Source organism: Promicromonospora noduliphila, assembly GCF_056951025.1.
Genome location: NZ_CM167806.1, coordinates 2,825,711 through 2,838,359 on the forward strand (window position 1 = coordinate 2,825,711; position 12,649 = coordinate 2,838,359).

10 protein-coding genes are annotated in these 12,649 nt (G+C 73.3%); 3 read left to right on the plus strand and 7 right to left on the minus strand.

Features of this window, described 5'->3' with window-relative positions:
* The first annotated feature begins 23 nt into the window (after window positions 1-23).
* Complete coding sequence (locus AC0QU1_RS12350; RefSeq protein WP_483569646.1) at window positions 24-1,430, plus strand: MFS transporter; 1,407 nt, start codon at window positions 24-26, stop codon at window positions 1,428-1,430.
* Here AC0QU1_RS12350 and AC0QU1_RS12355 read toward each other — a convergent pair.
* From AC0QU1_RS12355 to AC0QU1_RS12380, 6 genes are all read right to left on the minus strand, one after another.
* A complete protein-coding gene (locus AC0QU1_RS12355) occupies window positions 1,420-2,802 on the minus strand; it encodes a CehA/McbA family metallohydrolase (RefSeq protein ID WP_483569647.1) in 1,383 nt (460 codons plus the stop codon). The two genes, AC0QU1_RS12350 and AC0QU1_RS12355, sit on opposite strands and share 11 nt — an antisense overlap.
* Before the next feature lie 58 nt (window positions 2,803-2,860).
* Window positions 2,861-4,717, minus strand: coding sequence for a S9 family peptidase (locus tag AC0QU1_RS12360; protein WP_483569648.1), 1,857 nt, complete (start codon window positions 4,715-4,717; stop codon window positions 2,861-2,863).
* 111 nt (window positions 4,718-4,828) lie between these two features.
* A complete protein-coding gene (locus AC0QU1_RS12365) occupies window positions 4,829-5,776 on the minus strand; it encodes a DNA-binding protein (protein ID WP_483569649.1) in 948 nt (315 codons plus the stop codon).
* Window positions 5,777-6,075: 299 nt separating this feature from the next.
* The gene (locus tag AC0QU1_RS12370; RefSeq protein WP_483569650.1) at window positions 6,076-7,293 is read right to left on the minus strand and encodes an RNA polymerase sigma factor; all 1,218 of its coding nucleotides are present in this window, start codon (window positions 7,291-7,293) and stop codon (window positions 6,076-6,078) included.
* Between the two features lie 37 nt (window positions 7,294-7,330).
* Window positions 7,331-7,747 carry a YciI family protein gene (locus AC0QU1_RS12375; protein WP_483569651.1) on the minus strand — a complete coding sequence of 139 codons (417 nt, stop codon included), beginning with the start codon at window positions 7,745-7,747 and terminating at the stop codon, window positions 7,331-7,333.
* A gap of 142 nt (window positions 7,748-7,889) precedes the next feature.
* Window positions 7,890-9,497, minus strand: a complete 1,608-nt coding sequence (locus AC0QU1_RS12380) for a tyrosine-type recombinase/integrase (protein WP_483569652.1) — start codon at window positions 9,495-9,497, stop codon at window positions 7,890-7,892.
* 37 nt (window positions 9,498-9,534) lie between these two features.
* Here AC0QU1_RS12380 and galE point away from each other — a divergent pair, with 37 nt between their 5' ends.
* Window positions 9,535-10,557, plus strand: coding sequence for a UDP-glucose 4-epimerase GalE (gene galE / locus AC0QU1_RS12385; protein WP_483569653.1), 1,023 nt, complete (start codon window positions 9,535-9,537; stop codon window positions 10,555-10,557).
* Window positions 10,558-10,611: 54 nt separating this feature from the next.
* On the opposite strand, the gene AC0QU1_RS12390 is transcribed toward galE, so the two are convergent.
* Window positions 10,612-12,009, minus strand: coding sequence for a 3'-5' exonuclease (locus tag AC0QU1_RS12390; protein WP_483569654.1), 1,398 nt, complete (start codon window positions 12,007-12,009; stop codon window positions 10,612-10,614).
* A 208-nt stretch (window positions 12,010-12,217) separates the two neighbouring features.
* Between AC0QU1_RS12390 and AC0QU1_RS12395 the strand changes: the two genes are divergently transcribed.
* On the plus strand, window positions 12,218-12,553 hold the full coding sequence (locus AC0QU1_RS12395) for a hypothetical protein (RefSeq protein ID WP_483569655.1): 336 nt from the start codon (window positions 12,218-12,220) through the stop codon (window positions 12,551-12,553).
* The last annotated feature ends 96 nt before the right edge of the window (window positions 12,554-12,649 follow it).

Sequence of the window (12,649 nt, forward strand, 5' to 3'; positions counted from 1 at the left end):
GAGGATGCTGTGCTGAGGACGTCGTGGACGCGCCGGCGGTAGCGCGGCCGCGGACCGGCGGGACGTCGCCGCTGCGCTACGGCGCCGGCATGTTCGGCACCTCGCTGCCGATCAACCTCGTCAAGGGCTCGATGCTCTACGTGTACGTCGAGCTGCTCGGCCTGGACGCCGTCGTCTACGCGACGGTGTACGCGGTGTACGGGGTGCTCGACGCGCTGGACAACCCCGTCTTCGGGTACCTGTCGGACCGGACGCGCTCGCGCTGGGGGCGGCGTCGGCCGTACCTGGTGGTCGGTGCCCTCGTCCTGGCCGGCACGACGATCGCCCTCTTCTCGGTGCCCGGACCGGTGGCCGAGTCCGCCGTGGGGCTGGCGGTCTGGTTCGCGGTCTTCGCGATCACCACCGAGATGGCCGACTCCCTGATCAACGCCAGCTACGGCGCGCTCCTGCCGGAGCTGTTCTCGGACGAGCGGCGGCGGGCCACAGCGAACGCGATCCGGCAGGGCGCGCAGCTCATCGCCCTCGTGATCGCGCTGGCGCTGACGCCCGTCCTGGCGCGGAACGTGCTGGGCACCGACGGCTCGGCGGTCGGCTACGGGCGGCTGGCCGTCATCTTCGGCGTGGTGTCGGCCGCGGTGATCCTGTGGACGGCGTTCGGGGTGCGGGAGGACCGTGCGCTCGACGCCGAGCCGGTACCGCACTTCTTCCGGTCAGTGGGCCAGATCCTGTCGACGTCGCAGTTCTGGACCGTCGGGCTCGTCAGCGCCTGCTACGGGACGGCGATGGCGCTGGTCCTGGGCGGGCTGCAGCTCTACGTGGACCACACGCTGGGCGGCAGTGCGCTGGACGCCAGCATCCTGCAGCTCGTCGTGATCGCCGTGTCGATCGGGATGCTGAGCGTGTGGGCCGCCGTCGTGCGGCGCAAGGGCGCGGCCTGGACGTGGCGGCTCGCGCTCCCGGTCGCCGCCGTCGGGTTCGTGCCGCTGTACTTCGCGAACGACCTGGTCACCGCGATCCTCGGCGGCCTGTCAGTGGCGGTCGGGTACTCGGGTCTGCTCGCGACGAACGACCTGGTCATCGCCCGCGTGCTCGACGCGGACGCGGCCCGGCACGGCACCCACCGCAGCGGGCTGTTCCTCGCGGCCTTCGGCGTGCTGGGCCGGCTGAACGGCCTGGTGACGGCCGCCGCGCTGGCGTCGCTCGCGCTCTGGTTCGGCTACCGCTCGGGTGCCGACCCCGGACCCGATCCCGGGCAGGCGTTCCGCGTCTACCTGTCTCTGTACCCGTCCGTGCTGCTGCTGATCGGCACCACGGTGTCGCGGTTCATCCGGCTGCCGGCCGCGCCACAGGACGCCGACGGCGGGCCGGCCGAGCGGCAGGGCGGCGGGCACACCGACGGCGGAAGGGACGAGGAGCCGGTCACGCGCTGATCGCGAGCAGCGTCCGGTCGGCGGCTTCCAGCCGGTAGGGGCCGCGCTCGGGCGGGGCGGCGAACGTGACCGTGTCGCCGCGCACCCGACGCCGTCTGCCGGTGCCGCCGTCCGGGGCCTCCAGCGGACTGTCGACCAGCACGGCGCCGTCCGCATCGACGGCGACCAGGTCGTCGCCCACCCGCACGAGGACCGGCTCGTCCGGCCCGGGGAACCTGCTGATCGCGGTGCGGCCGTGCCGGATGCCCTCGAGGATCGCCTCGGGCGTGCGGTCCTCGGCCGCGACCCAGGTGGTGGGCGTGCCGGGCGGAAATCCCTGCTCGGGCGTGTGGAAGTCGCTGCCGCCCAGCAGCACGGGGTGTTCGGGGCGTGGGGGTTCAAGTCTCCCTCCGGACGGACCAGGCGCGGCCGCGGCCGCGCCGAGCGCCCGCAGATACGCCCAGGGGCCCGTGGCGGTCAGATCGAGGAACCAGGAGATGTGCCACAGCTCGAGGTAACCGGTCCGCATCGGGTACAGCCAGCCGCAGTCGTCCTGGATCGGGTGGTTCACCGACAGCAGGCCGCCCCGCTCCTCGACGTCGGACAGCCACTGTGCCGCCGGACGCCGAAAGTCGATCCAGCCGATGTCACCGAACGCGTTCGCGTGGCCCGCATGCGTGGTGACCTCCTGACCGGGCAAGAGGCACACGTCGTACGCGGCGCCCACGCCGGGCAGGTGCGGGTGGTGGGAGACCGTGTTGTGGTCCGTCACGGCGAGGAAGTCCAGGCCCCGGCCGGCCGCGGCGGCCGTGAGCTGGGCGATGCTCAGCGTCCCGTCGGAGTGCGTGGTGTGCGCGTGCAGGTCGCCCGCGTACCAGGTCCGGCCGTCGGGCGCGGGCAGGTCCCGGCCCAGCCGGGTCCGGCGTGCGCCGGCCGCGCTGCCCGACGGCGGAGGCGGCGCCGGCGGCTCGTCCTCGACCCGTCCGGCGTCGGCTCCGGTGGCGATCGTGACGGTGACGTCGACCGGCTCGGCCGGCAGCGCGTGCAGGCCGAGCACCACCGCCCACTGGCCGGGGATGAGCTCGCCGGGCTCGTACCCGGGCGTGGCGGCGCCTCGTCCGACGTGCTCACCCGATCTGCCGAGGCCGTCCGCTCCGCGGGACCGCGCGTTCGGCGTGATCGCGAAGCGCGACCGGGCGCCGCCCGACCAGCCGCGCCACCGCTCGGGGTCGCGGCACCCGAGGTCGATCACCGCGGCGTCGCGGTCGTAGGCGAGCGTGACCTCCAGGGCGTCGGTGCTGCGCCCCGCCGGGAGCTCGAACGGTACTTCGAGGTACCGGTTCTCGATCTGGTCGTCGATCGACAGGCGCAGACGGCGCTCCTCGCGGGTCACGCCCCGAGGCTAGCGCCGAGCACGGCCGAGGCCCAGGACAGGTACCGGCAGGCCGGGTTCAGCGAGCCAGCACCTCGGTGAGGAACTCGATCGCGGCCGGGTAGGCATCCTTCCGGTTCGCTCGCTGGGCCAGCCCGTGGCCCTCGTCGTGATAGACCCGCAGCTCGTGCCGGATCCCACGATCCGCGAGTGCCGCCGCGATCTGCTCCGCCTCGGACAGCGGCACACGGGGGTCGTTGGCGCCGTGGATCACGAACAGCGGGGCGCGGAGCTGGTCGAGGTAGGTGATGGGCGAGGCCGTGACGAGGAAGTCGCGGTCGTGGTCGGGGCTGCCGTACTCGCGCTCGCGGGCGGCGCGGCGGTAGGCGGACGTGTTCTCGAGGAAGGTCACGAGCGACGACATGCCGACGATGTCGACGCCGGCGGCCCACAGGTCGGGCTGCATCGTGGTGCCGGCCAGCACCATGTAGCCGCCGTACGAGCCGCCCCAGAGCGCGCTTCGCTCGGGGTCGAGGCCGAGCTCTGGCAGCCAGGCGCGCAGCGCGGCGAGGTCGGCGACGGAGTCGAGCCGCTTGTCGACGTCGTCCAGGCTGACCCAGCGCTTGCCGTAGCCGGCGGAGCCGCGGACGTTCGGGACGAGCACGGTGAACCCCGCGCCGGCGAGGGCCTGGACGGCGGGGAAGAACAGGCGCGTGGCCTCGGCCTCGGGGCCGCCGTGCACGACGATCACGGATGCGCCGGCGACGGCCGGGTCGGCGCCGGGAGCGGGCCGGTGCACGAAGCAGGGGATCTGCTCGCCGTCCGGTGTGGGAACCCGGTGCACGGTGGGCAGCGAGATCGGCAGGCCGTCGGGGATCTGGGCGCGTCCGTCGACCACGGTGGTGACGTCGCCGGTGGCGGCGTCGACGAGGTGGATGGAGCCCGGGTCGCCCGAGGTGGTGAGGTGGACGGCGAACCGCGAGGAGTCCGGGGCCCAGACGACGGTGGGCACGCCGACGTCGGGCAGCGCGACGTCGCAGCGGTGGGCGCCGTCCGGCTCGTGCACGGCCAGCGTGGTGACGCCGTCCTGGTGGTGGCCCACGACCATCGCCGAGCCGTCGGGGGAGAGGACGACCTCGAGGTCGTGGTCGTCCGCCACGACGAGCGTCTCCCAGACCGTGCTGGCGGCGGGGCGTACGCGGACGACGGCGGCGAACTCCCGCTCGTGGTCGGAGGCCATGACCAGCGCGCCGTCGTCCGCGGTCCAGGCGACCTGCGAGTGGTGAGCGTGCTCGTCGGGCGCGGTGACGGCGACGGCGGGCGTGGTGCCGCTCCGCGCCACGAGGATCTGTGTGGAACGGGGTTGGCTGCTGGCCACGGTGATGGCCACGGAGCGGCGGTCGTGGGAGGCCACGGCGGAGGCGAGGTATCCGCCGCCGTCGTACAGCGTGGTCTCGACGCCGGTCGCCAGCTCGTGCACGACGACGTCGAAGTCGACTCCGTCGCGACGATTGGTCAGGAACACGACGGAGTCGGCGGCGACGTCGGCCAGGTCGTGCTTGTACGCGGGGTCGTGGACCAGGGGAGTCAGGTCGGCCAGGGTGGCGGGCATGGGTGCCGCCTTGGGAGCGGACGTCTCCGGAGCGAGGTCCAGGAGGCTGAGCTGCATCTGCTCGTCGCCGCCGTTGTCGTGCTGCACCACCACGCGGCGCGTGCCCGGGACGTACCGGCCGGAGCAGCGCGACGGCAGGGCGGTGAGCTGCCTCCGTGTGCCGTCGGGCGCGATCTCGACGAGCTGCATGCTGCCGGACTCGTCGTTCCCCGCAAGGATCCGGCCCTCGGGGTCGACGTCGAAGACGGCCCAGGCGGTCAGGTCGAGCAGAGAGTCGATGATCTCGGCCGCCGACGGTGAATGCGCGGGCGACGAGGTTGCCACGGGCGCCGGCTGTGCGGAAGACGGGGACACGGAAGACGAGCGCGCAGAGGTCACGGAAGCAACCTAGCGGAGCGACGTGCGGTGAACGGCAGAAATTGGCCGGCCCCTACGTCAGCCTCTCGACGCTTCCGGTGTCACGCGCGCGCCCGCCTCCAGTGCCTCCCGCAACCCAGCCGCCAGGCCTTCCGCCTGCGCCTGACCTGTGAGCGCGGTGCGGCGCGCCTGTTCTGCCTCGGTCGCCTGCTTGCGCGCCGACTCCAGCTCGTCGCGCGCGCCGGAGAGCGCCCGGTGCGCTGCGGCGAGCTCACCTTCGAGCCGCGCGACCGACGTCTCGGCCGCGGCGCGAGCGGCGTCCGCGGCCGCACGGTCACGGTGCGCCTGGGTGACGTCGTTCCGCGCCGCTTCGAGCGCCCCGCGCACGTCCGCCAGGGACTCCCGCAGCCCGACGGCGGCGCCCTCTGCCTGGGCGCGGGCCGCCTCCGCATCCGACCGCGCACGCTCGGCATCGGCCACCGCGGTCCGCTCCCGCGCGAGCTCGTCGCGTGCGCCGTCGAGCGCCTGCTGTGCGGCGTGAAGCTCGCCCTCCAGCCGGGCGGCCGACGTCGCAGCGTCGGCCCGCTCCTGCTCGGCCGCCCTGCGCCCCTCGTCCGCGGCGCGGGCGTGCTCCCGCGCGGTCTCCAGCGCCGCGCGGAGCTGCGCGAGCTCGGCGTCGGCCTCGTCCACCCGGGCGGCCAGGGCATCCGCCTCGCCGACGACGGCGGTCAGCGCCTCCTCCGATGCCGCGGCAGCCGCCTCGTGCTCGGTGCGGGCCGCCACGACCGCAGCGCCCCACAGGGCCTCCAGGCCGCGCTCGGCCAGGGCGCCCACCGTGGCGGGCAGCTCGGGGAGCGCCTGCCGGGCCTCGTCCTCCGCGGCCTTGGTGTCGCGCCACTCGCGCAGGAACTTCGTGGCCGTGGCGTTCGAGCAGCCGGCGCGCTCCCGCACGTTCGTCACCGTCACGGCGATGCCCTCGGCCGCCAGGGCCTCTGCCGCCTGGAAGACCCGTTCCTTGTCTCGCACGTTGTTCCCCGCTCTGGTTCGTCGGATCGTTCTTCGGTCGATCGCCTGTCGGTCGAGCGTTCGCAGGTTGTTCGTGAATCGCTCGCAGCCCGTTCGACACTCGTAGTAGTACGAGCAGTAGCGTGATACTACTCCGACTTTCCCTCCCACAAAGTGCGCACCCGCTTTCCTGAAGCGGGTGCGCACCAACTCACGAATCCTTGTTCTACCAATGATCAAGGCCGATACGTCGGCGCAGATTCGAGGTTCGGTGAGCCCATAGTGAGCATCGAATACCCGGGGGCTCTGCGAAGCACCGCTCACCGTTCTGTACGTGCGCTCGACCCGCCGGCCGCGCCAGCGGCACCTGGCCGCTCCGACCGCAGCCGCGCCGCCTGCTTGATGAGGTGCGTCCGCTCGGCCGAGCTGGCGGCCCGGTCCGCGGCGGTCAGGTAGTGCCGCACGGCCGCCGCGGTGTCGTCGGCGCGCTCGTACAGGTGCGCGGCCACGGCGTCCCACCGGGACAGCCTCGGGTCGACGTCGGCCAGCGCCGCCAGGCCCGCGCGCGGGCCGTCCACGTGTCCGACGGCGACGGCGCGGTTGAGCGCCACGACCGGGCTGTCGGTGAGCCCGGCGAGCTCGTCGTACCACTCGAGGATCTGCGGCCAGTCGGTCTGGTCGGCACTGGGGGCGTCGTCATGCAGGGCAGCGATCGCGGCCTGCGCCTGGTACTGGCCCAGCCGGTCGCGCGACAGGGCGGTCTGGAGCACGTCGACACCCTCGGCGATCATCGCCGTGTCCCACCGGCTCCGGTCCTGTTCGTCGAGCGGAACCAGCTCGCCCGAAGCTGTGTACCGGGCGTCCCGACGCGCGTGGTGCAGCAGCATCAGGGCCAGCAGCCCGGCGATCTCGGGGTCGGCGCCCTCGGGCCGCGCCGCCGAGGCGACGGCGAGCTGCCGGGTCAGCCGGATCGCCTCGTCGGCCAGCGAGATCTCGCCGGTGAAGCCCTCGTTGAAGATCAGGTACAGCACGTGCAGCACCGCCCGGGCGTCACCGGGGGTGTCGAACCGCTCTCCGGTGATGGTGCGCTTGGCGCGCGAGATCCGCTGCGCCATCGTGGCCTCCGGTACCAGGAACGCCCGCGCGATCTGCGCCGTCGTCAGCCCACCTACCGCCCGGAGCGTCAGTGCGATCGCCGACGCCGGGCTCAGCGCCGGGTGGCAGCAGCGGCTCAAGAGCAGCAGCGTGTCGTCCGACTGCTCGGTGGGGCCCTGCGGTGGTTCGTCGTGCACCCGCTCCTCACGGCGCCGGCGGGCGGCCTCGGACCGCTGGAAGTCGATCAGCTTGCGGCCGGCTACCCGCAGCAGCCACGCCTTGGGGTCGTCCGGCGGGTCGTCCGGCCAGTGCCGCACGGCCTCGATCAGGGCCTCCTGGACGGCGTCCTCGGCCGTCGCGAAGTCCGCTCCGCGGCGGACGAGGACGCCGAGGACCTGCGGCGCGAGCGTCCGCACCCGGTCGTTCACCGCGCCGTGGTCCACGTCCAGCCCTCCTCAGGCCGCCCGCCCCACTCGGGGCTCACTCGGAGATGGTCAGGTTCTCGCCGAGGAACGGCCGCACCTCGAGCCACTCGTAGATCGGGCGCCCGCCGACCCCGGGCGCGGCGGACAGCTCGGCAGCCGCCTCGTAGGCCCGCTCCTGGGACTCGACGTCGATGATCATCCAGCCGGCGATGAGGTCCTTGGTCTCCGCGAACGGCCCGTCGGTCACCGGCGGCCGGCCCTCGCCGTCGTACCTGACGAACGTGCCCTCCGGCGAGAGCGCACCCTCGCTCACGAACTCACCGCTCTGCGTCAGCTTCTCGGCGAACCGGCGCATGTAGTCGATGTGTGCCGTGATCTCGTCCGGGCTCCACTGGTCCATCGGCACGTCGGTGCCGGGCACCCACTCCGGACCGCCGCGCCGGTAGTGCTTCAGCAGCAGGTACTTCGCCATGGTCGTCTCCCTGGGTCAGGGGCCCCGCAGGGCCCTGCGTCGTGGACGCGGTACGGACGCCGTCGTGCGCCCTCGACCCTGGGACGGAGCCCTCGTCGGGTTCTCGACATCAGGATCACCGATCGCCGAGAAAGAGTTCGGGTCAGCCCGCCCGCGTCCGCACCGCCCGGATCGGCGTGGCCGCCGCCGGCCTCTCCGACGCGCCGTTCCCGACCCCAGGAACGCTCCCGGGCTCGACGGCGGATGCCTGGAACGCCACGCTCATCGTCTCTCCCAAGGCGTCGAGGTCGTCCTCGAACAGGCCTGCGTACGTGGACAGCGTGAGCACCGGCGACTCGTGCCCGAGCATCCGCTGGACCGCCTTGACCGTGGCTCCGCCTGAGATCGCCAGGGACGCCGCGGTGTGCCGCAGGTCGTGCAGGGTGAGCGTGTCGAAGTCCTCGGCGCCTGGCGCGAGGGTCGTGCCGGACAGCGCGGTCAGCAGCCGGGTGCGGCTCACCTTCTCGCTGCGCGTCAGCGCCGCCGTCGTCGCCCCCGGTCCCCACGTGGTCCCTGCAGTGGTCCCCGCCCCTCGCGGCACGGCCGGTGCGGTTCCCGACGGCGCCCCCGCGCCCCGCGACCCGTCCAGCGCCGTGCCCCCGTCCCGGCGCGCCCGGTCGGCCCGCACCACGAGGGACCAGGTCGCGGGGTCGACGACGCCGGTCGGCTCCAGCCCGCCGTCGGACTGGAGCCGGCGGACCGTGGCGACCACGACGTCGTCGTACCGGCCGGAGGGCAGCAGGCCAAGGGCCTCGCGGAGCGTGCGGACGGCGCGGCCGGCCGCCAGGACGGCGGGGCGGAACGTCGACCGGTCGAAGCTCTCGCGGCGCAGCGGGCCGCCGCGCGTGCCGGTGAACAGCAGGTCGGCGGGCGCGCGCCCGGCGGCCTGCGCGGTGACGGCCGCGACGAGGGTCGCGGGCAGGGGGACCTCGCGCCGGGCGTGGGTCTTGGTGTCGCCGAGCAGGAGGGTGCCGTCGTCGAGGCGCGTGTAGGCCTTGGTGACGTGGACGCGGCGGCGCAGCGGGTCGACGTCGGCCACCGTGAGGGCGCTGACCTCGCCCCAGCGCAGGCCGGTCAGGGCCGTGAGCAGGATGAGCGTGCGTGCCTGGCTGTGCCCGCCGGGTCCTGCGCCTCGCGCGCTCGCGTCGGCGACGCGGCGGAGCTGCTCGTGCGAGAGGTAGCGGTGCGGTTTGGTCTTCGGCGCCCGCGGCAGGGCGGGCACCTTGCCGGACGGCGTCCGTGCGGGGTTGGTGCGCAGGCGGCGCGCGTCGACGGCGGCGTCGAGCAGGGCGACCAGGAGGCGGGTGGCGTCGCGGCGCCGGGCGGGCGAGGCCGTCTCGCCGGTGGTGGGGGAGGTCATGGTGGCGGCCCAGCGGGCGACGTCCTCGTGGGTGACCTGCCGCAGCGGCCGGTCCCCGAAGGTGGGCGCGACCAGGGAGCGGAACCGTTCCCGCTCGGCCTCGGTGGTGCGCGGCGCGCGGTCCACGCGGGACTCCTGCCAGAGGGCGAACCACTCGGCGACGGTGATCCGGCTGGAGGCGGGGTCCACCCACTCGGCGTGCTTGCCCGCCTCCTCCTGGCGGCGGGCCTCGGCGAGCGCCTCGCGCCGGGACGTGAAGCGGCGGGTGCTGCGCAGGCGCCCGTCCACGCGGAACCGGCCGATGTAGCCGGTGCGGCCCGCGGAGTCGGTGCGCTGCTCTGTGTACGCCACGGCAGGAGCGTATCCATCTCCCGGCTATCGTGAGGGCATGCGCGTTCTCGTCTCGGGTGGGGCCGGCTACATCGGCTCGCACACCGTCCTCGCCCTGGTCGCCGCCGGTCACGACGTCCTGGTGGTCGACGACTTCTCGAACTCGAAGCCCTCGGTGCAGGGCCGCCTGGAGGCCCTGGCGGGCCGGTCGATCCCGTTCCACGCGTTCGACCTGACCGACGCCGACAAGACGGAGCGGCTGTTCGCGCACGAGCGGATCGACGCGGTGGTCCACTTCGCCGGGTTCAAGGCCGTGGGGGAGTCGGTGACCAGGCCGCTGGCGTACTACCGCAACAACCTCGACTCCACGTTCGCCCTGGCGATGTCGATGGAGAAGTACGGGGTCACGAAGCTGGTGTTCTCGTCGTCGGCCACGGTGTACGGGGAGAAGGCGCCCGTGCCGTACACGGAGGACTACGAGTACCTGTCCTCGTCGTCGCCGTACGGGCAGACCAAGGTGATGATCGAGCGGGTGCTGTCGGACATCGCGCAGATCTCCGCGGGCTGGAAGGTGGCGCTGCTGCGCTACTTCAACCCGGTCGGCGCGCACGAGAGCGGGGACATCGGCGAGGACCCGCAGGGCGTCCCGAACAACCTGATGCCGTTCATCGCGCAGGTCGCCGTGGGGCGGCGGGACAAGCTCACCGTGTTCGGGAACGACTACCCGACCGCCGACGGCACCTGCGAACGGGACTACCTGCACGTCACCGACCTGGCCGCCGGGCACGTCGCGGCGCTGGAGCACCTGGACGACATGGCTGAGCCCGCCCGGGCGTTCAACCTGGGTACCGGTACCGGTACGTCGGTGCTGGAGCTGCTGAAGGCGTTCGAGCGTGCGGTCGGCCGGGAGCTGCCCTACGAGATCGGCCCGCGGCGAGCCGGCGACCTCGCGGCGTTCTGGGCGGACCCGACGCGGGCCAACACCGAGCTCGGTTGGCGCGCGACCAAGACCATCGACGACATGTGCGCGGACACCTGGCGCTGGCAGTCGCAGAACCCGAACGGGTTCCCGGAGGGCTGAGCCGGGCGCTCGGGCCTGGTCTTTCGCACGTTGCCGGGTCTTACCCGACCGGGTTCACACCACCGGGTTGCCGATGGGCGGCGTCTCCAGCCGGTCGAAGTCGAGCTGGGGCACGCCCTCGTCGGGATCGGCCCCACGGTCCCGCCCCGGCGCGGGCTGGGCCGCGGTCCTGGGGGCCGGCATCAGGATCGGCCGCAGGCCAACCCCCGGCACGGTCCGGGACTCGTGCCTGGAGTCGAGGCCGGGATCCAGACCCGGGTCCTGCCGGGGCGCCGGCTCGGCCGCCGTCGGCTCCTCGCGCACGGGCTGCCGCGGGGTGCGGTCCACCGGCTCGGCGTGCGCCTCCTCGAAGGCCCGCACGATCGACCAGGGCAGCCGGATGTAGCCCTCCACGTCGAACCCGTTGGCGATGGCCCAGGCGCGCATCTGGGCGGGTGTGGCCTTGTGGCGGCCGTCGGTCGGTGTCTTGGTCCCGGACTCGTCCACGAGCTTGGGGAACTCCACCGGCGTCGCCTCGACGATGGGCTCGATCACGGCGTCGCGCGGGCAGCCGAGCGTGTCCGCCACCCGCCACAGCTCCTGACGGGCCTCGAGGTGGTACCGGTCCGCCTCGATCGCCTGGTGGACCAGCATGTCGAAGAACTGCCTGCGCGCGGCGGCGGCCGCCTCGGGGGTCAGCCGGTAGAGCGGCTCGGCCTCGGCGAGCTCCGCGGCCGTCTCGGGGGTCAGCCGCCCGTCCTGGAGCGTCTCGGCGACGAGCGACAGGTAGCCGTGGGTGTGGATGTCCGCGACGGCGGCTATCGCGTCCGCGAGCGGCTGCCCTCCGAGCGTCGTCAGGACCCCCGGGCCGCGGCGTCCGGGCCAGGGACGCGGGGCGTCGGGCACCCGGCTGGGCGCCTGCGGCCAGGGGTAGACCCACGCGCGGAGCGTGACCTGGAGCAGCTCGGGCAGGTCCGGCACGCCGCCGACCGCCTCGACGAACCGGGCCAGCAGACCGGCTACCGCACGCGCCTCGCCCAGCGGGCTGGAGCTCGCCGAGCCGCCGCCCTCGAACGGGACCCCGGCGGCGGTGCAGCAGTCCGACAGGCGGCGGTGGATCAGGCCCGGCAGGTAGTGGTAGCTCGCGTCGATGATCGTGAGCTGCGCGAAGGCGGGCAGCTCCCACCCCAGGTGGGCCAGCTCCGCCCGCAGCACCTCGATCCCGAGCCGGCCGTTGTGCGTCACGATCGCCATCTGCGACAGGCGTTCCCGCAGCGTGGCGGCGACGTCCGCGAGCGCGATCCACGCGCCGTCGGGATGCAGTACCGCCGACCACTCGTCGACGACGGCGCCCCGCTCGTCGACGCGTACGACCGCTATCTCCCGTAGCCGCGCATGAGCCGCCTGGAGACCGGTGATCCGGGTCGACACCGCTGCGTACGCGGGCTTGCCCACGCCTTCGTCCCTCGCCATGCGCGTCCTTCCTCGACAGCCGTGCCGCCGGCGGCGCTACGACGCGCCACAGAGTGCCATCAGCGCGGGAGTCCTGAAAGTGGAGATCGTACGAAAATGTCGGATTCTGTGAAAATCACTACCAAAGATAGCGGACCGCCCCCCGATTATTAACACTTGTCATGGGTGTTTGGCCACTGTCTGGGGTGGGTCAAAAGGGAAGGTCACGATGTTGTCGAAGCTCTCGATCATGGACTGGCGCGCCATCGCGGCGCTCGCGTTCGCTCTGCCGTACGTCGCGCTGGTCCTTTCGGGGGAGCGGTTCGGTTGGCTCCAGCCGTCCGCGTCCGACGCCCTGACCAGCCCGATCACCATTGTGACACTCGGCTGCCTCCTTGCGGGAGCCGGCCTGGCGCTCGCCCCGGTGGTGCAGGGCGGCACGTACCCGATCCTGAACATCCTGGTCGGTGCGGCCATGCTGGTGGGCTTCGGCTGGGCGGTCCTGGTGCTCGCCCAGGCGAAGTACGGCTGCGACCCGCTGAACCTTTTGCCTGGCTGCGGGTGATCTTTCGGTAATCAGGGACCAAAGTCGCATGTCTGCGGTCCAGGTGTCACCGGGCAGTTCTCCCCGTTGACCTGCCCGATGGCCCGAACCAGCATG

What these genes read in the sequence shown, in the direction of transcription:
- AC0QU1_RS12375 (WP_483569651.1), bottom strand. Translation starts at nt 7,747, where the DNA reads ATGGCGAAGTACCTGCTGCTGAAGCACTACCGGCGCGGCGGTCCGGAG.
- galE (WP_483569653.1), top strand. Translation starts at nt 9,535, where the DNA reads ATGCGCGTTCTCGTCTCGGGTGGGGCCGGCTACATCGGCTCGCACACC.
- AC0QU1_RS12390 (WP_483569654.1), bottom strand. Translation starts at nt 12,009, where the DNA reads ATGGCGAGGGACGAAGGCGTGGGCAAGCCCGCGTACGCAGCGGTGTCG.
- AC0QU1_RS12395 (WP_483569655.1), top strand. Translation starts at nt 12,218, where the DNA reads ATGTTGTCGAAGCTCTCGATCATGGACTGGCGCGCCATCGCGGCGCTC.